20 protein-coding genes are annotated in these 22649 nt (G+C 71.8%); 9 read left to right on the top strand and 11 right to left on the bottom strand.

What is annotated here, in order from left to right; translation table 11 throughout:
• Positions 1–51: 51 nt before the first annotated feature.
• Together WFK95_RS03105 and WFK95_RS03100 are read left to right on the top strand one after the other, a co-directional pair.
• Positions 52–255, top strand: coding sequence for a CopG family transcriptional regulator (locus WFK95_RS03105; protein WP_336669860.1), 204 nt, complete (start codon positions 52–54; stop codon positions 253–255).
• Positions 252–620 (top strand): type II toxin-antitoxin system death-on-curing family toxin, encoded by a 369-nt coding sequence (locus WFK95_RS03100; RefSeq protein ID WP_336669859.1) that lies wholly within the window; start codon positions 252–254, stop codon positions 618–620. The genes WFK95_RS03105 and WFK95_RS03100 overlap by 4 nt, the downstream gene beginning before the upstream one ends.
• A 46-nt stretch (positions 621–666) precedes the next feature.
• On the opposite strand, the gene WFK95_RS03095 is transcribed toward WFK95_RS03100, so the two are convergent.
• Positions 667–1986, bottom strand: coding sequence for a hypothetical protein (locus WFK95_RS03095; RefSeq protein ID WP_336669858.1), 1320 nt, complete (start codon positions 1984–1986; stop codon positions 667–669).
• Positions 1987–2166: 180 nt separating this feature from the next.
• On the opposite strand from WFK95_RS03095, the gene WFK95_RS03090 reads away from it, so the two are divergent.
• The 3 genes from WFK95_RS03090 (at position 2167) to WFK95_RS03080 (ending at position 6755) form a co-directional block, all read left to right on the top strand.
• A complete protein-coding gene (locus WFK95_RS03090) occupies positions 2167–3585 on the top strand; it encodes a WS/DGAT/MGAT family O-acyltransferase (RefSeq protein WP_224647556.1) in 1419 nt (472 codons plus the stop codon).
• 2 nt (positions 3586–3587) lie between these two features.
• Complete coding sequence (locus WFK95_RS03085; protein WP_336669857.1) at positions 3588–5078, top strand: carboxylesterase/lipase family protein; 1491 nt, start codon at positions 3588–3590, stop codon at positions 5076–5078.
• A gap of 102 nt (positions 5079–5180) precedes the next feature.
• Positions 5181–6755: an alkaline phosphatase D family protein gene (locus WFK95_RS03080; RefSeq protein WP_336669856.1), complete on the top strand. Its 1575-nt coding sequence runs from the start codon at positions 5181–5183 to the stop codon at positions 6753–6755.
• An 11-nt stretch (positions 6756–6766) separates the two neighbouring features.
• On the opposite strand, the gene WFK95_RS03075 is transcribed toward WFK95_RS03080, so the two are convergent.
• Positions 6767–8146: an aminotransferase-like domain-containing protein gene (locus WFK95_RS03075; protein ID WP_336669855.1), complete on the bottom strand. Its 1380-nt coding sequence runs from the start codon at positions 8144–8146 to the stop codon at positions 6767–6769.
• Positions 8147–8223: 77 nt separating this feature from the next.
• On the opposite strand from WFK95_RS03075, the gene WFK95_RS03070 reads away from it, so the two are divergent.
• The 3 genes from WFK95_RS03070 (at position 8224) to WFK95_RS03060 (ending at position 11883) form a co-directional block, all read left to right on the top strand.
• Entirely contained in the window at positions 8224–8862 is a 639-nt protein-coding gene (locus tag WFK95_RS03070; protein ID WP_336669854.1) for a pyridoxamine 5'-phosphate oxidase family protein, read from the top strand.
• 51 nt (positions 8863–8913) lie between these two features.
• On the top strand, positions 8914–10887 hold the full coding sequence (locus WFK95_RS03065) for an acyl-CoA dehydrogenase family protein (RefSeq protein WP_336669853.1): 1974 nt from the start codon (positions 8914–8916) through the stop codon (positions 10885–10887).
• A 75-nt stretch (positions 10888–10962) separates the two neighbouring features.
• Positions 10963–11883, top strand: coding sequence for a tetratricopeptide repeat protein (locus tag WFK95_RS03060; RefSeq protein WP_336669852.1), 921 nt, complete (start codon positions 10963–10965; stop codon positions 11881–11883).
• A gap of 1 nt (position 11884) precedes the next feature.
• On the opposite strand, the gene WFK95_RS03055 is transcribed toward WFK95_RS03060, so the two are convergent.
• The 6 genes from WFK95_RS03055 to WFK95_RS03030 form a co-directional block, all read right to left on the bottom strand.
• A complete protein-coding gene (locus tag WFK95_RS03055; protein ID WP_336669851.1) occupies positions 11885–12805 on the bottom strand; it encodes a MetQ/NlpA family ABC transporter substrate-binding protein in 921 nt (306 codons plus the stop codon).
• Positions 12802–13512 (bottom strand): methionine ABC transporter permease, encoded by a 711-nt coding sequence (locus WFK95_RS03050; protein WP_336669850.1) that lies wholly within the window; start codon positions 13510–13512, stop codon positions 12802–12804. Before WFK95_RS03050 ends, WFK95_RS03055 begins: the two co-directional genes overlap by 4 nt.
• A complete protein-coding gene (locus WFK95_RS03045; protein WP_336669849.1) occupies positions 13509–14504 on the bottom strand; it encodes a methionine ABC transporter ATP-binding protein in 996 nt (331 codons plus the stop codon). The genes WFK95_RS03050 and WFK95_RS03045 overlap by 4 nt, the downstream gene beginning before the upstream one ends.
• Before the next feature lie 88 nt (positions 14505–14592).
• Positions 14593–16005 carry a purine-cytosine permease family protein gene (locus WFK95_RS03040; RefSeq protein WP_336669848.1) on the bottom strand — a complete coding sequence of 471 codons (1413 nt, stop codon included), beginning with the start codon at positions 16003–16005 and terminating at the stop codon, positions 14593–14595.
• A 160-nt stretch (positions 16006–16165) separates the two neighbouring features.
• On the bottom strand, positions 16166–16843 hold the full coding sequence (locus tag WFK95_RS03035) for a TetR/AcrR family transcriptional regulator (protein ID WP_336669847.1): 678 nt from the start codon (positions 16841–16843) through the stop codon (positions 16166–16168).
• 5 nt (positions 16844–16848) lie between these two features.
• A complete protein-coding gene (locus WFK95_RS03030; protein ID WP_336669846.1) occupies positions 16849–19014 on the bottom strand; it encodes an MMPL family transporter in 2166 nt (721 codons plus the stop codon).
• 237 nt (positions 19015–19251) lie between these two features.
• On the opposite strand from WFK95_RS03030, the gene WFK95_RS03025 reads away from it, so the two are divergent.
• On the top strand, positions 19252–20565 hold the full coding sequence (locus WFK95_RS03025; protein ID WP_336669845.1) for an MFS transporter: 1314 nt from the start codon (positions 19252–19254) through the stop codon (positions 20563–20565).
• An 11-nt stretch (positions 20566–20576) separates the two neighbouring features.
• On the opposite strand, the gene WFK95_RS03020 is transcribed toward WFK95_RS03025, so the two are convergent.
• Genes WFK95_RS03020 through WFK95_RS03010 form a run of 3 tightly spaced genes read right to left on the bottom strand, consistent with a single transcriptional unit; the run spans position 20577 to position 22649 of the window.
• A complete protein-coding gene (locus tag WFK95_RS03020; RefSeq protein ID WP_224647529.1) occupies positions 20577–21200 on the bottom strand; it encodes a hypothetical protein in 624 nt (207 codons plus the stop codon).
• Positions 21201–21249: 49 nt separating this feature from the next.
• On the bottom strand, positions 21250–21456 hold the full coding sequence (locus WFK95_RS03015; RefSeq protein ID WP_336669844.1) for a heavy-metal-associated domain-containing protein: 207 nt from the start codon (positions 21454–21456) through the stop codon (positions 21250–21252).
• Between the two features lie 59 nt (positions 21457–21515).
• Positions 21516–22649 (bottom strand): serine hydrolase domain-containing protein, encoded by a 1134-nt coding sequence (locus WFK95_RS03010; protein WP_336669843.1) that lies wholly within the window; start codon positions 22647–22649, stop codon positions 21516–21518.

Below are 22649 nucleotides of genomic sequence, written 5' to 3'. Positions count from 1 at the left end.
GCCGCCCGAAAGGCGATACCACTTCGATACCACCGCGCGTATCGTCGGGGTATGGCCATGACCCTCCGCCTCACCGACGACGACGACGCCGCCCTCACCGCACTCGCCGCGGCGGAGGGGGTGAGCAAGCAGGAAGCGGCTCTCCGCGCGATCCGCGAGAAGTCCGCGCGCCTGGACCGCGACTCCGAGGTCCGCCGCCTCACGCGGGACGCGGTCGCGCGCTACGGCCCGCTGCTCGACCGGCTCGCGCAGTGACGGCCCACCTCGACCTGGAGCTCCTGCTCACCATCATCGACCAGGCCGGATTGCCCGGCGTTCGGGATCACGGCCTCCTGGAATCGGCGGCGCTGCGCCCGCAGACGTCCGTGTTCGGCGACGACGCGTATCCGACGCTCGACGAGCAGGCGGCGGCGCTCCTCGAGTCGATCGTCCGCAACCACCCGCTCATCGACGGGAACAAGCGGCTCGGCTGGCTCGCGACGGTCGTCTTCTACGGCCTCAACGGCGTGACGCTGGACGCCCCGGAGGACCCCGCCTACGACCTCGTCATCGGCATCGCCGAGGGCCGTATCGACTACCACGCCAGTGCCCGCCTGCTGGCGTCATGGACCACGTCGTAGTCGGGACGCGATTTCCTCGCCGTTCGCCGCGGAACGGCCGGTCGACCTACAGGACCCGCTGCGTGTCGGCGTAGATCCCGTCGCCGAAGGAACGCACCGAGACCATGCCGCCGAACCGGTCGCGGTACTCGCGCGACCACAGCGGCTGCGGCCCCTGTCCCCACACGGCCAGCGTGCGCGGCAGGGACCCCGTCGCGACGGCGACGCGCGTCCCGTCGGTACCGACGGCGACGCCCTGGTCCTTGGGGCCGAACCGGAATCGCGGGCCGGGTTCGCCGGTATAGGCGTCGAAGGTCTCGTTCGCCGCCGCCGGGTCGGCGCAGGACCCGGCGTCCTGCACGGGCAGGCTCACGATCACCTTCGTGCCGACGCCCTGCACCCCCTCGGCCCGCCCGCACCGGTCCGCGGCATCGGGCAGCGCACGGCTCCACAGCTGGGCGCCGTCGTTCGGGCTGAACGCGGCGACCTCCGGCCGGTCCGCGTGGATGAGGACGGGAACCGATGGAACCCGTCCGTTGCTGGTGGCCAGCAGGGCGGTGCTACTCATCGCCCTCCAGCCCTCGGGCGCAGCGGCCACCGTGCGGCCCCGCGAGTCGTAGATCTCGGCCCGACGGCCGTCATCGAGCACGAGTCCGCCGGCGTACCCCGCGACGGTCGGCCGCGCCACGTCGAACGTCCGGCTCAGTACCTTGCGCCCGTCGTCGAGCGCGTACGCCTCGACGGTCGTCCGCCCGGAATCCGAAGCGCTGCGGGTGGCCACGACGCCGGCCCCGGGGAGGAGTTGGACCCCGCGCACCGTGGCGTCCCAGACGGTGCCGCCGTCGGCGCCGAGCACGCGCACCCGCGTCCCGGCCTCCGACCCTGCGGGGAGTCCGACCACGAGGTAGGTGTCGTCGGTGGCGTCGACCACCGAGCTCCCCGGTATCCCGTCGGCGACCGGGGTCAGGTCGCCGGTCTCGAGGTCGATCACCGCGAACCGTCCTGCCAGGTCCTGCTCGGCGCAGAGCGCCGTCCGTCCGTTGCCCGCGACCGCGCAGCTGTCCACGTCGAAGCCGATTTCGACGACGTGCCGCGCGACGCCCGTGGTCGCGTCGACCACGTCGACCACCTGCTTGAACGCGGTGCGGGGCTCTCCCGGATCGACGAACCTGGCCATCAGGACATGCCGCGCGTCGCCGGCGATCGGTCCTCGCAGCCGCTGGTCCGGGCCCGGGTTCGGCGGTGTGTAACTCCACTTCGGTGCGGCCGGAGCGGCGGCCAGCGAGACGGTCTCGGCGGTCGCGGACACGGGCGGCACCGGCTGCCGTGGTTCCTCCGCCGGAGGGCGGGAGCACGCCGTCAGCCCGACGGCCACGACGAGCGGCACGACGACCGCCCCCAGCCTCGCTCGCCGTCGTACGGATCGTCTCGGTCGCAGCATCGTCGGACCCCTCGCCCTCGATCTCCCCTGCCGACATCATGCCTGCGTGCGCGGCGCGCCGCGGGACTTCTATAGTGGAACAGGTTCCACTTCCGGGGCCGCGCCGCGCACGGTAGGAGTAGAGCCATGGAACGACTCAGCGGACTGGACGCCTCCTTCCTGTATCTGGAGTCCCGGTCCCAGCTCATGCACGTGAGCGGGCTCCTCGAGCTGGACCCCGCCACCGTCGAGGGCGGCTACCGGTTCGAGGACCTGCGCAGCGAGCTCGCGCGGCGGATCACGGCCATGCCCGCGTTCCGGCGCAAGCTGCACGACTCCGTCGCCAACCTGGACCATCCCGTGTGGGTGGAGGACGAGTCCTTCGACATCGAGGCGCACGTGCACCGCATCGCGGTCCCCGCGCCGGGCGGCGAACAGGAGCTCGCGGACCTGTGCGCGCACATCGCCGGCCAGGCGCTGGACCGCAGCAAGCCGCTGTGGGAGATGTGGGTCATCGAGGGCCTGGCCGACGGCCGGATCGCGATCATGATGCGCATGCACCACGCGGGCGTCGACGGGGTGACCGGCGCCGGCCTCATGGCCCAGCTGTGCTCACTGACCCCCGAACCGCCCGCGCTCGACCCGGCGATGGTGGACAAGTCGACGGGCGGGGCGCCGCTGCTCGCCCTCGCCGCCGACGGGGCGAAGAACGTCTTGCTCCGCCCGCTGTCGCTGGTCTCGCTGCTGCCGCGCACCGTCCCGGTCCCGGTGCGCTGGTGGACCCGCTCGCGCCGCGGCGCCGCCATGCCTGCCCCGTTCAGCGCGCCGCGCACCTCGCTCAACAGCTCGATCACCGGCCACCGCGCGATCGCCTTCGCCTCCGTGCCGCTGGCCGACGTGAAGAAGATCAAGGACCACTTCGGCGTCAAGGTCAACGACGTCGTGCTGGCGGCCTGCTCGGGCGCGATGCGCGAGTTCCTGCACGACCGCGGCGAGCTTCCCGAGCAGCCGCTGGTCGCGATGATCCCGGTCTCCGTGCACGAGGCGGAGATCGGCGCGACGCTCACCGAGGGCACCAACAAGGTCACCGGCATGTTCACCCGGATGACCACGGACGTCGACACCCCTGTCGCGCGACTGGAGGCGATCCGCGAGCGGGTCGCGACGAGCAAGGAGCACCACGGCGAGCTGGACGACAACCTGCTCCGCTCCTGGGCGCAGTTCGCGCCGGCGTCGATCATGCAGCTCGGCGCCCGGCTCTACGGCGACAACAACCTGCCCGAGCTGCACCCCGTGATCTACAACCTGGTGATCTCCAACGTGCCGGGCCCCGACATCCCCCTGTACTTCCTGGGCGCGCGGATCCACTCGATGTACCCGCTGGGCCCGGTCTTCCACGGCGCGGGCCTCAACGTGACGGTCTTCTCGCAGGAGGGCACACTGAACATCGGTGTGATCGCCTGCAAGAAGCAGGTGCCCGACCCGTGGCCGATCGTCCGCGCCTTCGAACGCGACATGGCGGCGCTGGTCGCGGCCGTCGACGCGGCGGGCACCGAGGAAGGCTGACCATGACCGACGGCCCGCGGGTGCGTATCGACAGCGGAGAGATCTCCGGCCGCGACCAGCGGACGGTGCACGCCTACCGCGGCATCCCCTACGCGCAGCCGCCCGTCGGGCCGCTGCGTTACCGGGCGCCGCAGCCCCTCGAGCCGTGGGACGGGGTCCGCGCGGCGACGGAGTTCAGCGCCGCCGCGCCGCAGAACAAGAAGTACACGCTGGTCGGCTTCCGCGAGTACCAGCCCACCAGCGAGGACTCCCTCACGCTCAACGTGGTCGCCCCCGCGCGGGAGGCCACGACGCCGCGCCCGGTGATGGTCTTCATCCACGGCGGCGCCTACCTCATGGGCAGCTCGGCGACGCCGCTGTACTACGGCAACTCGCTGGTCGAGCGGGGCGACGTCGTCTTCGTCTCGATCAACTACCGCCTGGGCGCCCTCGGCTACCTCGACCTGACGGACTTCTCCACCGACGAGCGCCCGATCGACGGGAACCTCGGCCTGCGCGACCAGGTCGCGGCCCTGCAGTGGGTGCACCGCAACATCGCGGCCTTCGGCGGCGACCCCGACAACGTCACGATCTTCGGCGAGAGCGCCGGCGGCAACGCCGTCACCACGCTGCTCGCGACGCCCGCGGCGCGCGGGCTGTTCCACCGCGCCATCGCGCAGAGCTCGGCCCCCGAGCTCACCGTCGACGCGGTCACCGCCCGCGGCTGGGGCAAGCGCTTCGTGGAGATCGTCGGCGGGCCCGAGCAGATCGACACCGCCACCTCCGAGGAGCTGGGCCGCGCCGGCAACCGCCTCATGGGCGAGCTCAACCGGGAGCAGCTGGGCGTGGTGCCCTTCGGCCCCACGGTCGACGGTGACTACCTCCCGGAGGATCCGGAGGTCGCCATCGCGGCCGGACGGGGCGCGCAGGTGCCGCTCATCATCGGCACCAACCGCACCGAGGCCACGCTGTTCACGAAGATGCCCGGCATGGGCAAGCCGTCGGCCGAGCGCGCCGCGCACACCGTCGGCGGCACGCCGGAGGCCTTCGCCGGGCTGGCCGCCGCGTACCCGGGCTTCCCCGACGTCGCGTCGCTGAACCGGATCATCGGCGACTTCATGTTCTGGGCGCCGTCGCTGCGGATCGCGCAGGCGCACGCCAAGCACGCGCCGACGTACTTCTACCGCTACGACTTCTCCCCGAAGACGCTGGACCTGCTGGGCTACGGCGCGACGCACGCCTCCGAGCTGATGGCCGTCTTCGGCGTCTACCACGGCACGACGGGGTGGGTCCTCGGCGCGCTCGGCGACCGCCGCATCGCGATGCGCGTCTCCGACGGCATGCAGCGCGACTGGATCACGTTCGCGCGCACCGGCCGTCCCGCCGGCGAGTGGCCGACGTACAACGGCACCTCCCGCGCGACGCTGGTGATCGACGACCGCAACCGCGTCGTCTACGACCCCTCCCCCGAGATCCGTCGCGCCTGGGACGCTTTCGAGGCCGCCCGCCGCTGAGCGGTGCCCCGACGGCGCCGGCGCCGCGCGCCCGGCGGCGCGTTCACCGGGTGCTCATGTCGGCGACGTGCCCACGACACCCCGAGCGGGCACGGTGCAGGCATGCCCTCACCTTTCGTTTCCCGTCGTATCTTCCTCCTCGGCACCGCGGGCGCGGCGGCGCTCGCGGGCGCCGGCTGCGCACCGGGCGGCGATCCCGCCGCGAGCTCCTCGCCCAGCGCCACGCCGCGCGGCGACCTCTTCGCGCTCGGCGTCGCCTCGGGCGATCCCACGCCCGACGGTGCCGTGCTCTGGACCCGGCTCGCCCGCGACCCGCTGGCCGACGACGGCATGGGCGGGATCCCGGCGCGCACCTTCCCCGTGCAGTGGGAGGTGGCCGAGGACGAGCGGTTCTCGAAGGTCGTGCAGCGCGGCGACGCGACGGCGGCGCCCGAGGCGGGGCACAGCGTGCACGTCGAGCTGGCGGGCCTGCGCCCCGGGCGGGAGTACTTCTACCGCTTCCGCGCCGAGGGCGCGCTGTCGCAGACCGGGCGCACGCACACCACGCCGGAGCCCGGCGCGATGACGCCGCTGGCGATGGCCTTCGCCAGCTGCTCGCAGTACGAGCACGGCTACTTCACGGCGTACCGGCACCTCGCCGAGGAGCGCCCGCAGCTGATCCTGCATCTCGGCGACTACCAGTACGAGTACGCGGCCGGCGGCTACGAGCTCAAGACCGGGAACGTGCGCGACCATCGCGGCCCGGAGACCGTCACGCTGGCGAACTACCGACAGCGGTACGCGCAGTACAAGTCCGATCCGGACCTGCAGCTCGCGCACGCCGCCGCGCCGTGGGTGGCCGTGTGGGACGACCACGAGGTCGACAACAACTGGGCCGGCGAGGTCTACGAGAAGCCCGAGAAGCCGCAGCCCGACTTCCTGGAGCGGCGCCGCGCGGCGTTCCAGGCGTACTACGAGAACATGCCGCTGCGCCGCGCGCAGGTGCCGAACGGGCTGTCGCTGCGCCTGTACCGGCGCGTGCAGTGGGGCGACCTCGCCACCTTCCACATGCTGGACACCCGGCAGTACCGCGACGATCAGGTGGGGAACGACAAGGTGCCCGCCACCGACCCGGAGAACCGGAATCCCGCCCGCAGCCTCACCGGCGCGGAGCAGGAGCGCTGGCTGCTCGACGGGCTGCACGCCTCGCAGGCCCGCTGGGACGTGCTGGGGCAGCAGGTGATGTTCGCACCGATCGACTACGACCCCACCGAGGCCGCCGGCTACAACCCGGACGCGTGGGACGGCTACGTCGGTTCGCGCGACCGGGTGATGGACGGCTGGCAGGCGGCGGGCACCCGCAATCCCGTGGTGCTCACCGGCGACGTGCACACCCACTACGCCAACGACATCCGGCGCGGCGACGCCGTCGTGGCCTCCGAGCTGACGGCCACGTCGATCACCAGCGGCGGCGACGGCTCCGCGGAGCACAGCGAGAAGGAGCAGGCGCAGCTGCGCGACAACCCGCACATCCGGCTGCTGCGCAACCAGCGCGGCTACATCAGCACCCGGATCACGCCCGAGACCATCCGGGCGGATTACCGTGTGCTGCCGTACGTCTCGAAGCCCGGGGCGCCGGTGGAGACCGCGGCGTCGTTCGACATCCGCGACGGGGTACGCGGCCTGCAGCAGGTCTGACGCGGCCGGCGTCAGGCGCCCAGCAGCGCGATGACCGCCGCGGCCCGCGTCTCGGGGATCAGCGCGAACGACAACAGAAGCGCGGTGTCGGCGACGTCGCCGTCGGTCAGGGCGTGCTCGGCGAGGGTCGACACGCGGTAGCGGTGCCGGGCCAGCGTCGCCCGCGCCGCGGCGAGCGCCGCCGCGGAGCCCATATCCACGGTGAGGTGCAGCCCGGCATCGGCGCCGAGGACGAGCGCGTCCGGCAGGTGCTCGGCGAGCGCCCGCCGGACGGCGGCACGCCGCGCCCCGTAGGTGCGGGCCGCCCGCGCTACGTGGGCGTCCCAGGCGCCGGAGTCGAGGAAGTGGGCCAGCATCGAGGCCGCGGCGCCGTCGACGCCCGCGCTCGATCCGTGCCCCGCGTGCGGCAGCCCGCGCAGCGATTCGGGGACAGCGGTCCACGCGAGCCGCAGCTGCGGGGTCAGCGCCTTCGAGGCGGTGCCGAGGTAGACGACGTGGTCGGGCGCCAGGGTCTGCAGCGCGGGCAGCGGCGCCACGTCGTAGGAGAACTCGCCGTCGTAGTCGTCCTCGACGATCACGCTCCCCGTCGCCCGCGCCCAGTCCACGAGGTCGAGCCGCCGTGCCATCGAGAGCCGCACGCCGGTCGGGTACTGGTGCGCCGGCGTGGTGTAGACGAGGCACCGCCGGCGCGGCAGCCGATCGACGACCAGTCCGTCCGCGTCGACGGGCACGCCCACGACCTCGCCGCCCGTGGCGCGGAAGGCGTCGAAGGCCCGCCGGTAGCCGGGCGTCTCCACCGCGATCGGAGTGCCGAGTTCACCGGCGATCGCGGTCAGGGCCGGGTTCACGCCCGGGAACAGGCGCAGATCGCCGGGCGCGGCCCGCACCGCGCGTCGGCGCCGCAGGTGCACGGCGAGGGCGTCTTGAAGCGCCGCGACGTGCGGCGCCGCCGACGTCGTGGGCTGGAGCGCGGTCGCGTGCCGCCACGACCGCCGCCACCGCCGCTCGTCGATGAGGGACACGTCGGGCACGCCCGGCACCAGGCTCGTATCCCAGGTCTCCGACGGTGCCTCCTCCGCGCGCCGCGGCGCGGGCGCGGCGTGCATCGCGTGCGCGAACCGGTCGGTGCCCGGGGCTATCCGGGTGCCGCTGCCGGGGACCGTGGCCGTGACGCCCATGGCGGCGAGGGTGTCGTAGGCGGCGATCACCGTGTTCCGGGCGACGCCCAGCCCGGCGGCGAGGGCCCGCGAGGAAGGCAGCAGGTCGCCGGGGTGCAGGGCGCCGCGGTCGAGGCCGTCGATGACCACGTCGACGATCGCGCTGCCCGAGAGCGCGCCTCCGTGCGCGAGCGCGGACCAGAAGTCGGGGAGGGACGCGGGCGGGCGGGGCATCGCTCTAGAATACTGGTTCACTAGATCTCCTGATTCTGGATCTTCTGCAGCGCCGGTATCCGCCCCAGGATGGACGCATGGACAAGCTCACCCGGTACCCCCAGCGCGGCGGCGACCGCCGCCTCCTCGACGAGATCCTGGACGACGGCGTGGTCGCCGTGCTGTCGACGGTGGCCGACGGCCAGCCGTGGTCCGTGCCGATCGCCTACGCCCGCCTCGGCGACCGGATCGTGCTCCACGGCTCGACGGGGGCCGGCGCGCTGCGACACGTCGCCGCGGGCGCCCCTGCGACGCTGACGGTGACCCACGTCGACGCGCTGATCGTGGCCGACACGGCCTTCGACCACTCGATGAACTACCGCTCGGCGGTGCTGCGCGGCGCGCTCACGTCGGAGGCGGTCGACGGCGCGGAGCTGCTCGGGGCGTTCACCGACAAGCTGCTCCCCGGGCGCAGCGCGGAGCTACGCGCGAACACCCGCAAGGAACTCGCCGCGACCACCGTGCTCACCTTCCCGATCACCGCCGACAACTGGATCGCCAAGGCGCGCACCGGCGGAGCCTCGTCGAGCGAGGGCGGCTGGTCCGGCGTGCTGCCGCTGCGGAAGGGCTATGCGCGCGTCGAGCCGACGCCCGGCCAGGAGCTCCCGGTGCCCGCTTCGGTGCGGGCGGCGCTCGAGGCGAGCGAGGACGGGGCCCGCTGCGCGCCGGTCTCGTGATTCCCCTCTCGGAACCGACACGAATCGCCCGCGCTGGGTACGGTTGAGGCCATGAGTGCTCCGACCTCGCCGGCATCGTCGCCCGAACTGACCGCAGCGCTGCGCGCCATCCTGGACGGCCGGTGGGCCGCCACGAGGGACGTGGTGCGCGAGCAGATCCAGGACGGGAACGTGGTCCCGCAGGCCGGGCTGAGCCTCGACGAGTACCGCGAGCTCATGCTCGGCCAGATGAAGGCGATGGTGCCGCTGGGCTTCCCGGCCGACGGCTTCAAGACCGAGCACGGCGGCACGGGCGACGTGGGCGCCGCGGTCACCGCGATCGAGACCCTCGGCTACGGCGACCTCTCGCTCATGGTCAAGGCGGGCGTGCAGTGGGGCCTGTTCGGCGGCGCCGTGGAGAACCTGGGCACCGACTACCACCACGACACGTACGTCAAGGGCCTCATCGACCTCGACGTGCTGGGCTGTTTCGCGATGACCGAGACCGGGCACGGCTCCAACGTGCAGGAGCTGGAGACCACCGCCACGTACCTGCCGGAGACGGGCGAGTTCGAGATCCACTCCCCCACCTCCAGCGCCCGCAAGGACTACATCGGCGGCGCCGGGAAGCACGCGCGCTGGGCCTCCGTCTTCGCGCAGCTCATCACCGGCGGCCCGGGCGAGGAGCCCACCGGCCGCGGCGTGCACTGCTTCGTGGTGCCGATCCGCGACGAGAACGGCGACGACCTCCCCGGCGTCACCACCTCCGACTGCGGCTACAAGGGCGGCCTCCCCGGCGTGGACAACGGCCGCATCGTCTTCGACCGCGTGCGCATCCCCCGGCGCGAGCTGCTGAACCGGTATGCGGACGTCGCGGAGGACGGAACCTATTCCAGCCCTATCGAATCCGATAACAAGCGCTTCTTCACGATGCTCGGCACCCTGATCCGGGGCCGCGTCACCGTGGGCGCCGCGGCGGGCGCCGCCGGGCGGCTCGGCATCACCCTCGCCACCAAGTACGCGCTGGTGCGCCGCCAGTTCGACGCGCCCGGCGGCGACAACGAGCTGCTGCTCCTCGACTACCGCACGCACCAGCGCCGGCTGCTGCCGCTGGTCGCGCGGGCCTACGCCTTCGCCATCGCGCAGAACGAGCTCACGGCGGAACTGCACGAGCTGCAGACCGGCGACCCCGACGCGGTGGACCCCGCCTACGCCCGCGAGATCGAGGGCAAGGCCGCCGCGATCAAGGCGGGCCACACCCGCCTCGCGTCGGACGCGATCAGCGCGGCCCGCGAGGCCTGCGGCGGCGCCGGCTACCTCTCGGAGAACCGGCTTCCGTTGCTGCGCGGCGACATCGACGTGTTCACCACCTTCGAGGGCGACAACCTCGTGCTCACCCAGCTGGTCGCCAAGGAACAGCTCACCGCCTACGCCGGCGACGTGCAGGGCCTCGACGCGGTGGGCTGGGTGCGCTTCGTGGCGAACATGGCCAAGGACGTCGTGCTGGAGAAGACCGCCGCCCGCCAGGTGGTGCAGACGCTGCTCGACGACTCGGACGAGGACACCGAGGAGAGCGAGCTCACCCACCCGGGCACCCAGCTGCGGCTGCTGCGCAACCGCGAGGACCACCTGCTGCGCACTGCCGCCGCCCGCATGCGGCGCGCGAAGGAGCCCGACGAGGACCCGCTCGAGGTCTTCACCGAGACGCAGGACCACCTGATCAAGGTGGGCGACGCGCACATCGAGCGGATCGTGCTGGAGGCCTTCGTCGACGCGATCACCGACGTCCAGGACCGCGAGACCCGCGACGCGCTCAAGCTGATGCGCAACCTGTACGTGTACTCGCTGCTTGAGCGCGACCTGGGTTGGTACCTCATGCACCGGCACATCTCGGTGGAGCGCGCCAAGGCGATCCGCCGCGGTGTGAACGAGCTGTGCGGCAAGGCCCGCCCGCTCGCCGAGTCGCTGGTCGACGCCTTCGGCATCCCCGCCGCCGCGCTCGCCGTGCCGATGCTCGACCCCGCCAACAGCGTCGCCGTCCGCTAGCCGGCCGTCCCTCGGGGCCGCGGCGAGTCCGTCGCACCGCGCTCGCCCGGCCCCGCGGCGTCGTACTGTGACGCCATGGCCTCGCAGTCCTACGCCGATCTGCGCCGCGCGCTCGATGACCCGCGCACCGATCCGCGGCTGGTGTTCCACCACGCCCGCGAGCTGTCGGGGGCGTTCGTCCGGAACGAGCACCTGCTCGGGCTGCTCCCGCCCGACGCGCCGCAGGTCATGATCGCCGGCTTCGAGCGAGCGGGCGCCGCGGGCGTGGGCGACGCCTACCTCGAGCTCGCGGCGCTGTACGTCACGGGCGGGACCTGGCAGTCGCCGCTCCTCCCCCAGGACGACGACCGCGCCATCGACCTCTACCGGCGCGCCGTGGCCGGCGGCGTCGACGAGGCCCCCTTCCTGCTCTCGCGCGCGATCTACCGGGCGGACCGCGCCGAGCTCGCGCACGACGCCTGGCGCAGGGCCAAGGCCTTCCAGGTGACCCACGCGGACCGCCTCGACGCCCTCGTCCACGCGGCCTACCTGCTGCAGGCCGGGTTCGGCGTGCCCGAGAACCAGGACGCCGCCGGGGACTTCTTCGCGGAGGCCGCCGGGCGGGGCAGCGCCGACGGTGCCTTCGAGCTCTCGCTCCGCGCGCACCAGGGGCTCGGTGTGCCGCAGGACGACCAGGAGGGGCTGCGCTGGACCCGCCGCGCCGCCGAGCTGGGCAGCGCGCGGGCTTCCTACAACCTCGGCGCCGCGTACGCCACCGGCCGGTACGGCCTCGTCCGCGACGCCGAGGAGTCGCTGCGCTGGTATCTCCATGCGGCGGAACAGGACCACGGCCTGGCGGCCTTCACCGCCGGCGTCATGCTGCTCACCGGCGACGGCGGCCTCCGGCCCGACCCGCAGCGCGCCGCCCGCCTGCTCGGCGACGCCGACCACCTGCTGGGGGACGGCGTCGTCGAGATGCGACTGGGCGCGATGGGGCTCGAGCGCCCGCGGCCCTGACCTACAGCGGCAGCAGGATGTCCTTCACCCGCGGGTCGGTGCGCAGGAACTCCTGCACCGCGGGATCCTTGAACGCGGCGACGAGGTTCTTGATGTTCTCGGTGTCCTTCCACCGCGTGCCGATGGTCAGCTGGCCGGCGAACTCGTCGGGGGCGGGCGGCGCGAAGATCTCCTTCTCGATGCTCACCCCCGCGGCGAGGTAGTACTCGGTGTAGCCGACGGCGGCGTCGAGGTCGGGAAGTGCGCGGGTCTGCGCGGCGAAGTCGAGCAGGGTGAACTGCAGGTTCTTCGGGTTCGTCGCGATGTCCTTGACGGTGGCCTGCCACTTGTTGACATCCGGCTTGAGGGTGATGAGCCCCGCGCGCTCGAGGAACCACAACCCCTGGGCCTCGTTGGCCGGGTCGGAGTACAGCGAGACCTTCGCGTTCTGCGGCAGCTGCTGCGGGTCGGTGTACTTGTCGGAGAACAGCCCGAAGCCCCACCGGAAGACGGGCGTCGCGGCCTCCTCGCGGAAGTCCGGGTTCGCCTGCAGGACCTGCCCGAGCCACAGCTTGTGCTGGTAGACGGTGGCCGCCACCTCGCCCTCGCTGACGGCGCGGTTGATCGTCGTGGAATCGGCGAGTCCCTTGAAGGCGACGGTGATCCCGTGCCGCGGGGCGACGTCCTTGGCGATGAACTCGATGAGCGCCTGCTCCGCGGCGTTGCCCTCGGTGGTCGCCACGAGCAGGGTCGCGCCGGCGGTCTCGTTCGCGGTCTTCGCGTCGGAGCCGCCGAAGGCGCGCCAGCCCACGAAGCCGGCCACCACGAGCACCACCAGGACGACGACGCCGATGATGAGGGGCCGGCGCGAGCCGCGGGTGGTGAAGCCGTGGTCGTCGTCGGCGGGAGCCGCTGCCGGGGTGGGGGTTTCGGTGTCGCTCATGCGAGGGCCTTTCGGAGGACGGTCTGTTCGGGGGTGAGGTGGCGCACGAGCGCGTCGCCGACGAGCTGGATCGTGGTGACCACGACGATGAGGACCACGATGGTCGCGATCATGACGCCGTGGTCGAAGCGCTGGTAGCCGTACGTCACGGCGACGTACCCGAGGCCGCCCGCGCCGATGGTGCCGGCGATCGTCGAGTACTCGATCATGGCGATGGTGTTGATGGTGAGGCCGCCGACGATGCCCGGCAGCGCCTCGGGGATCTGTGCGCCCCAGATGATCTGGGCGTTCGAGCCGCCGGAGGCCTTGGCGACGGTTACCACGTCGGGCGGCAGCGCCCGCAGGCTGTTCTCGACGATGCGGGCGAAGAAGGCGATGCCCGCGATCGACATCGGCACCACGGCGGCGGCGATGCCGATGTTGGTGCCGGTGAGGAACCGCGTGAACGGGATGATCGCGGTCATCAGCACGAGGAAGGGCAGCGACCGACCGATGCTGATGACCCACGTGAGCGGTTGGTGCAGAGCGGGTCTCGCGAGCAGGCCGCCCGGCGCGAGGTTGTGCACCAGGGCGCCGAGCGGCACGCCCACGACGAGCACGATCACCATGACGAGCCCGACCATGATCACCGTGTCGCGGAGCGCGGGCAGCACCAGGTCGGGGATGTCGCTGAGCGGCACCGTGATCCCGGAGGCGAGGTAGGTCATGCCGCCACCGCCTCGCGCGCGCCCGCGTCGGTGCGCAGCCCCAGGGCGCGCGCCGAATCCAGGACGCGGGACAGGTCACCGTCGTCGATCCCGACGGTGACCGTTCCGACGGTGACGCCACCGACGGCCTGCACGGACGCCGAGAGCAGCGCGACCGCGGCCCCGGTCTCGAGGGTGACGCGGCTGAGCCAGTCGGCCGGCACCGTCGTGTCGTAGGTCAGGCGCACCGTCGTCTGGCCCGACGGTGCCGTCGCCGCGGGCCCGGCGGACCGCAGGGCCCCGCCGAGCACCGATCCGGGGTCGGTGAGCAGGTCGACGAGGGCGCCCTGTTCGGCGAGGACCCCGTGGTCGAGGCGCGCGGCGCTGTCGGCAACGCGGACGATGGTGTCCATCTCGTGCGTGATGAGCACGACGGCGAGGTTCAGCTCGTCGCGCACGTCGCGGAGCAGGTCGAGGTACTGCGCCGTGGCCTCCGGGTCGAGGCCCGACGTGGCCTCGTCGGAGAGGAGCACCTTGGGTCGCAGCGCGAGCGCTCGGGCGATCCCGACGCGCTGGCGCTGACCGCCGGAGAGCTGGTGCGGGTAGTGGCCGGCCTTGTCCGCCAGCCCCACCCGGTCGAGCAGCTCGGCGACGCGCGCCCGCGTCTCCCCCTTGGTGACGCCCAGGTACTCCAGCGGCAGCGCGACGTTCTCGGCCGCGGTGCGGCGGCGGAGCAGGCTGGACGCCTGGAAGACGGTGCCGATCCGGCGGCGAGCCGCCCGCAGCTGCCCCTCCGGCAGCGCCGTCAGGTCCTGCCCGCCGATCACGACGGTGCCGCTCGTCGGCCGCTCCAGCAGGTTCAGGCACTGCGCGAGCGTCGACTTGCCGGCGCCGCTGGGGCCGACGACGGCGAAGATCTCGCCCGCGGCCACGGTGAAGCCCACATCGCGCAGCACGGGCGTCGCCGCCGCGCCGGTCCCGTAGGTCTTGGTGAGGTTCCGCACCTCGATCATCTGTCCTCCTCGGGTGTGAGGAGAACAGTGCGGCACGCGGCCCGGCGAGAGAACGGTTGCGGTCACCCTGATTCGGGACCGCCCCGACTCAGGAGTCGGACGCGGGGTAGATCATCTCGGCCGGCGCGCGGGACGTGCGCTTGGCCAGCGGGTAGTAGATCGCCGCGGTGCCGAGCAGCCCGACGATCCACGAGATGTCCGCCCCGCCGAGCATGTCCGTGACGGGCCCCGTGTACATCTTCTGCGCGAGGAACGGGATCTGGATGACGATGCCCGCGGCGTACGCGAACAGCGCCGCCCACTGCCACGATCCGTACCGGCCGGCCGGGTCGTAGAGCGCGGGGATGTCGATGCGCTCCTTGGAGATCACGTAGTAGTCGATCAGGTTGATGGCGCTCCACGGGGTGAACACCATGAGCAGCACCAGCACGAAGTTCTTGAAGTTCTCCAGGAAGTCGGCGCTCGCGGCGATCGCGATGATCACCGAGACGGCGACGAAGCCGACGATGTACAACGTGCGGGCGAGCGAGGAGATCCGCGAGCCGCCGCCGAACGCGGTGACGGTGGTGAGCACCGACATGAAGCCGCCGTAGGCGTTGAGGACGTTGACCGTCAGCTTGCCCACCACGATCACGAGGTAGACGACGGCGGCCGCGGCGGCGGGTCCGGCGAGATCCCCGAGGAAGCCGACCTGGTTGCTCAGGAAGGCCTTCGAGGCGCAGGCCGCGACGAGGGCGCCGAAGGTCATCGAGATCTGCGAGCCGATCACGCTGCCCGCGAACGTCGCCCAGAAGGTGGTGCGCTCCGGCGTCGACCGCGGCAGGTAGCGCGAGTAGTCCGCGACGTACGGGCCGAAGGTGAGCTGCCATCCGGCGCCGAGGGAGATCGCGAGCAGGAAGGTGACGATGTCGAAGCCCTTGACGCCCACCACGGCGCCCACGTCGTACGCGGAGAACAGGCGCACCATCAGGTACCCGATGCCGACGATCCCGACCACCGTGGCGATCCGGCCGACGATGTGGATCAGCCGGTAGCCGACCACCGCGACGACCGCGGTCAGGGCGCCGAAGATCACGATCCCGACGGCGGGCTCGTCGACCCCGATCAGGCGGTTGATCGCCTGCCCGGAGAGCACCGTCCCCGTGGCCGCGAAGCCGAGGTACATGAGGATCACCAGTACCAGCGGCACCGCGGCGCCCTTCACCCCGAACTGCGCGCGGCTGGAGATCATCTGCGGCAGGCCCAGCCGCGGGCCCTGTGCCGCGTGCAGCGCCATGACGGCGCCGCCGAGCACGTTGCCGATCAGCACGCCGATGATCGCCCAGAGCGCGTCGGCGCCGAAGACGACGGCGAGGGCACCGTCGACGATGGCGGTGATCTGCAGGTTCGCGCCGAACCACAGTGTGAACTGGCTGCGGGGCGTGCCGTGCCGCTCGGAGTCCGGCACCACGTCGATGGTGCGGCGCTCCCGCAGCGGCGCCTTCGCATTCGTCGTCGACATCTCGGTGGTCCTTCGTTCGGGAGCGGGGAACTGCCGTGCGGCAGTGACGAGGATCACCCCGGTCGAACGTATCGTGCTGTCTATACAAATGTTTGTCAAGCCGCTTGCAGCTGCGAACGAGCAGGTCACGGACGTTGTCACCCGAAAGAGAACGTGCGGTTCAGCCGCCGCGGAGCTCCCGGACCAGGGCGAGGGCGGCGGCACCGTCGGGCAACTCGTCCATGCCCGCGGTGAGGGCGATCCCGAGGCACGCGCCGCTGATCACGCGGTCGGCGTACTCGATCGGATCGCCCCACGGCAGGAAGGGTTTGGCGACGAGCAGCGAGGCGACGCCGTGCACGACGGTGAGCATGCGCAGCGCGATGGGCTGCGGATCGCCGGGCGGGTAGTACCCCTCCTCCTGCAGGTCGCGCACGTTCTGCTCGAGGTGCGCGAACGCCGCGGTGGTCAGGACGACGTCCACGTCCGAGGCGTCGTCCGACGGGGTCATCGCCGCCAGCCGGTACAGCTCGGGCGTGGCGAGGGCGAAGCGCACGTAGGCGAGGCCCTGCGCCCGCGCCGCGTCGAGCGGGGTCGGGGCGCCGGCCTCGGCCTCGCTGAGCGCGTCGTCGAGTTGCCCGAGGTACCGCGCGACGACGGCGGTGAGCAGCGCGTCCTTGTCGGGGTAGTGCAGGTAGATCGACGGCGACGTGACGCCGGCGCGCTGCGCCACCGCGCGGATCGAGACCGCCTCGGCGCTGCCCGTCTCGATGAGCAGATCCGTGGCGGCGTCGAGGATCTCGGCGGCGAGCCGCTCCCCGTCGCCGCGCTTGTTGCGCCGCCGTCGTCCCTGCTCCATGGTGCTTACGATTCTCGCAGACCGACGCGGTCGTACAGCCGCTTCATCGGAGCCGGCGCCCACCAGTTCCACACGCCCGCCACGCGCATGAACGCGGGCACGAGCAGCATGCGGATCAGGGTGGCGTCCAGCAGCACCGCGATCATCATGCCCACGCCGAACATCTTCATGAAGGAGACGCCGGCGAAACCGATGGCGGCGAAGACGATCGCCATGAGCAGCGCGGCGGCGGTCACCACCCGGCCGGTGCGGGTGATGCCCATCGCCACGGCCTCGTCGTTCGCGGCGTGGTCCTTCGTCTCCGAGTGGTCCCAGAACTCCTTGATGCGGGAGAGCAGGAAGACCTCGTAGTCCATCGAGAGCCCGAAGGCGATGCAGAACATGAGCACCGGCATGTTCGCGATGATCGCTCCGGTCACCGTCGTGTCGAGCCCGCCGAGCCAGCCCCACTGGAAGATCGCGACCAGCGCGCCGAACACCGCCGACAGCGAGATCACGTTCATCACCAGCGCTTTGAGCGGCAGCACGAGGGAGCCGGTCAACAGGAACAGCAGGATGAAGGTGGTCACCGCGATCACGGCGAGGACCGTCGGGAGGGTGTCGAGGATCGACTGCACCGAGTCGCGGTTGAGCTGCGCGGAGCCGCCGAAGGTCGGGGGCGCGGGAGCCTGCACCTCGTGCAGCCGGTCGAGCTGATCGGACGCGGCCTGCGACAGCGGGTCGAGTTTCGACGAGACCAGCAGCAGCGCCGTGCCGTTCGCGGCCCGGGCGGTCGGGTCTCCATCGGCCACGCGTTGCCCGCCGAGGTACGTGCCCGACGGGGCCACCACCGCGCCGGTGTCCGGGACCTGCGAGAGGCGCACGGCGTAGTCGGCCACGGCACCGTCGTCGACGGTGCTGGTGAGGACGACGCTGACCTGCCCCGAGGCGTCCTCGGCGAAGTCGGAACGGATGGTGTCGCCCACCTGGTGCGAGCTCGACGACGACGGCAGGACGCGGTCGTCGGGGAAGCCGAAATGGATGCTGAGGAAGGGGGTTCCGAGGATCAGCAGGAGCGCGACGAGGGCGAGTCCGATGGGCACGGCGCGGCGCAGGACCGCGCGGGTCAGCCGGTAGAAGAGGCTGTCCTGCGGCGCGGGTTCCGCGCGGCGGCGGCCGATCCTCAGCGCGTCCACGCGGTCGCCGAGCACCGTGAGGATCGCGGGCGTGAGGATCAGCGTGGCGAGGGCCGCGAAGACCACCACCGCGACGCCGGCGTAGGCGAAGGAGCGCAGGAAGTACATGGGGAAGATCGCCATCGCGGCGAGCGAGAGCCCGACGATGACCGCGGAGAAGAGCACGGTGCGGCCGGCGGTGTTCATGGTGCGGCGCAGGGCTTCCGCGCGGTCGCTGCCCGCGGCCACCTCCTCGCGGTAGCGGGAGATCACCAGCAGCGTGTAGTCGATCGCGAGCGCGAGCCCCATCGCGGTGGTGAGGTTGAGCGCGAAGATCGAGACGTCCGTGAACGTGGTGAAGGCGCGCAGGATGCCGGTGGTCGCGATGATCGCGGCGATGCCGATGAGCACGGGGATCGCCGCGGCGACCAGCCCGCCGAAGACCCACACCAGCACGAGGAAGGTGATGGGGATGGCGACGGCCTCGGCGAGCAGCAGGTCGCGCGAGGACTGGTCGTTGATCTGCGCGTAGCTGTAGGCCTGGCCGCCGGGGGTCATGGTGACCGATGGGGGCGGCTGCGGCAGGTCGCCGACGATGGCCTTCGCGTTGAGCGGGGCCTGGGACTCGCCGCCCGCGATGGCGGCGACGATGAGCGCCGTGCGCTTGTCCTCGCCGAGCAGCATCGGCGTGGGCGTGCTGAAGCCGTCGACCACGCTCTCGACGCGGCCGTCGGCCTTGAGTCGGTCGACCAGGCCGCGGCCGTAAGCGCCCGCGGCGGCCTCCTGGCCCTCGGGGATCGAGACGGCGAGCACCAGCGGCAGCCCGCCGCGGTGGAAGTCGTCGGCCATGCGGTCGTAGGTCTGCATCGCCTCGGCCTGCGGGTCGACGTAACCGCCGGCCTGCAGTTTGTCGGCGACACCGACGCCCGCGAGCCCGAGCCCCGCCAGCAGGATCACGGCCAGCAGCAGCACGGCCTTCGCGCGGCGCGCGACGAAGCGGGTGAGTGCGTCGATCATCGTGCGTCCCCTTCTAGTTGTATTAACGACGTTAAGTTAACAGTGTTAATACATCGCGCGTCAACCACCCACGGTCGGAAGCGCGAACCCGTCCACCTCGAGGCCGATCGCAAATCTCGAGATCCCATGGACTCGACTCCGGGCATGTGGCACTATCTCGTCAACCAAATACTTACCGACCGTTCGGTTGATTAACCATTCTCCCGTCCACAGCACCGTCGACCTCGAGGAACACCTATGACCACCATGACGGCCGACGACCCCGTCGCCTACCGCAGAGAACAGAAGAAGATCCTCGCCGGCACCCTGGTCGGCACGTCCATCGAGTGGTACGACTTCTTCATCTACGCCCAGGCCGCCGGGCTCGTGCTCAGCCCGCTCTTCCTCAAGCCGCTCAACGAGGAGAACCCCGGCCTGGCGCAGATCATCTCGTTCGCCACCGTGGGGATCTCGTTCCTCTTCCGACCGGTCGGCGCCATCGTCGCGGGCCACCTGGGCGACCGGATCGGGCGCAAGAAGGTCCTCGTGCTCACGCTCGTCCTCATGGGCGTGGCGACGGCCCTCATCGGCCTGCTCCCGACCTACGCGTCGATCGGGATCGCGGCCCCGATCCTGCTGATCACGCTGCGCATCGTGCAGGGCTTCGCGGCGGGCGGCGAGTGGGGCGGCGCGGCCCTGATGGCCGTCGAACACGCACCGACCCACCGGCGCGCCTTCTTCGGCTCGTTCCCGCAGATCGGCGTTCCGATCGGCCTCATCCTCGCCACCAGCGTGCTGTTCGCCCTCCAGAAGATCCTCGGCCGGGACGCTTTCCTCGAGTGGGGCTGGCGCATCCCGTTCCTGGCGTCGGTGCTGCTCATCGTCGTGGGCTGGATCATCCGCCGCACCGTCGAGGAGTCCCCCGTCTTCCACCACATGCAGGAGACCAAGAAGGGCTCCGCCGCCCCACTGCGCCAGCTGTTTCGGTCGAACAGCAAAGAGGTCATCGTCGCCGCCCTCAGCTTCATCTCGGTCAACTGCGCCGGATACCTGCTGATCGCCTTCTTCATCTCGTACATGAGCAAGTCACTCAAGGTCGGCCTCGACGGGGTGCTGATCACCACCACCCTCGCGGCCTTCGGATGGTTGGCGTTCGCCCTCGTGGGAGGCCTCCTCGCCGACCGGATCGGGCGCGTCCGCACCTTCCAGATCGGCTACTCGATCATCCTGCTGTGGTGCATTCCGATGTGGTTCCTCATGGACACCAAGTCCCTGGGCTGGTACTTCGTCGCCGCGTTCGTGCTCTCGATCGGCCTCGGCCTGGCCTACGGACCGCAGGCGGCGCTGTACTCGGAGCTCTTCCCGGCCGCGGTCCGGTACTCGGGCGTCTCGATCGCCTACGCCATCGGCGCGGTGCTCGGCGGCGCCTTCGCCCCGACCATCTCCGAGTGGATCCTGCGGACCACCGGCGAGTCCTGGCACATCGGGATCTACGTCGGCATCGTCACGATCATCTCGCTGATCGCGGTGAGCTCGATCAAGGACAAGCGGGGCGTGGACCTGAACTCCTAGCCCGGAGCTCCTCAGACCCCGCCGAGGCGGTTCTCGCCGAGGGAGTGCACGAACCGCGGGCCGAGGAGTGCCAGCTCCCGCGCGTAGGTCTCGGACCAGCCGCCGAAGGGCACGTGCGCGAGGTACTCGTTGCGGAAGCGCTCGTCCTCGGAGACCTCGGTGACGCAGAAGTCGGGGATCGCGAGGTCGACGACGGGTCCGCCGCGCTCCACCTCCGCCATCACGAGCGGCGCGTTGGCGCCGAGGAAGTCGTCGACGATCCAGCCGTCCTCGCCGAGCCACATGGAGTAGCGGACCTTGGCGACGACGTGCTCGGCGCGGCGCACGATCTGCCCGGCGACGAGGGCGTCGAGTTCGCGCTCGGCCTCGTACCGGGTGCCGCTCACGGCGGGCCCCTTGGCCGTCATGGTTCCGGTGGTCACGCCCTCGAGGGCGTCGACCAGCGCGCCGGGATCGTCGGTCAGTTCCGACGGTGCGGGGCCCTGCACGCGGACCCGGACGGCGTAGCCGTCGGCGGCGAACAGGTAGGCCTGCACGATGAGGGTCGGCGTGGGGTCGAGGGCAGCGGCCTCGGGGACCTCGCGAACGAAGAACTTGCGCTCGAACTCGAAGTCCCCGAAACCCTGCTCAGACATGCCCCCACCGTAGCCGGTCGGGGCGGCGATCCGCGCGAAGCGGGACCGCTCAGACCAGCGTGTAGCCGGCCTCCTTGACCGCGGCCTCGACGGTGTCGCGCGTCAGCTCGGCGTCGCTGGCGACGGTGACCGCGCCGGTCTCGACGTTCACCTCGACGCCGGTGACGCCGCCGATCTCCGAGATCTCCTCGCGCACCGAGGACGCGCAGTGCCCGCAGGTCATGCCGGTCACGGTGTAGGTGGTCTCCACTGCCATATCTCGCTCCTTCAACACTGGCGCGATCGCGGATCGTCGCGCACCGTCGACTATACCCCCTAGGGGTATTGGGTCGCCATCGCGGCCGTGCAGAACCGCTCGATCGGCCCGCCCTCGGCGGGACCGGCGAGCTGCACCTGCCCGAGCCACACCGCGATCCTGCCCGAGTCCGGGTAGAAGTAGAACGCCGTGCCCGATCCGCCGACCCAGCCGTAGCGCCCCGGCACGCTCCACGGGCGGGCTCGATCGACGTCCACCGCGCCGCCGTAGCCCCAGGCGGCACCGTCGAGGAAGACGTTGCCCGGCTGGGGCGGCACCTGCACCGACGTCATCGCGGCGACGGACTCCGGCCTCAGGACGCGCACCCCGTCGGACTCCCCTGCGCCGCGCACCATCCGGCCGAAGCGGAGCAGGTCGTCGACGGTGGAGAGCAGGCCGCCGCCACCGGATTCGAAGACCGGCTCGGCGAGGAAGGCGCCGTCGGCGGGGTCGACGATCGCGAGCCCCTCCGGCGTCGACATCACGGCGTCGCCGAGCCGCGGCCGCATCGCCTCGGTCGCGCGGAAGGCGGTGTCGGCCATACCCAGCGGGTCCAGCACGGCGTCGCGCAGCACCTCGCCGAGCGTGCCGCCGGCGGCGCGGGCGAGCAGCACGCCGAGGAGGTCGGCGCCCGTGTTGTACGTCCACCCCTCCCCCGGCTGGTGCGCCAGTGGCAGGCGCGCGGCGGCGGCGAGCCACTCGTCGGGCGGCGGGGTGGCGAGCGGGTCGGCGGGGCCCTGGCGCAGGGTGCCGAACAGCTCCTGCATCAGGGGCGCCCCGAAGTCGGAGACCATGCCGAGGCCGCCGGTGAACGAGAGCAGGTGCCGCACGGTGATGGGGCGGACCGCGGGGACGGTGTCGCCGAGCGGGCCGCTCGGGTCGCGGAGGACGCGGGGTTCGGCGAGCTCGGGGAGCCGGCGCGCCACCGGGTCGTCGAGCCCGATCACGCCCCGTTCCACCTGCACCAACGCCGCTGCCGCGAGGATCGGCTTGCTCAGGGAGGCGATGCGGAAGACGGTGTCGCGGGTCATCGGGACGCCCGGCGCGCGCTCGCCCCGGGCGGCGACCTCCAGGCCCGCCGGGTCGTCGAAGGCCGCCACCGCGCCGGGCAGCGGGCCGCTCGCGATCTCCCGCTCGATCAGTTCCTGCAGCAC

Source organism: Tsukamurella sp. USMM236 (genome assembly GCF_037148755.1).
GTDB lineage: Bacteria > Actinomycetota > Actinomycetes > Mycobacteriales > Mycobacteriaceae > Tsukamurella.
Note: the sequence above shows the minus strand (reverse complement) of the source record. Positions and strands in the feature narration are given on the sequence as shown.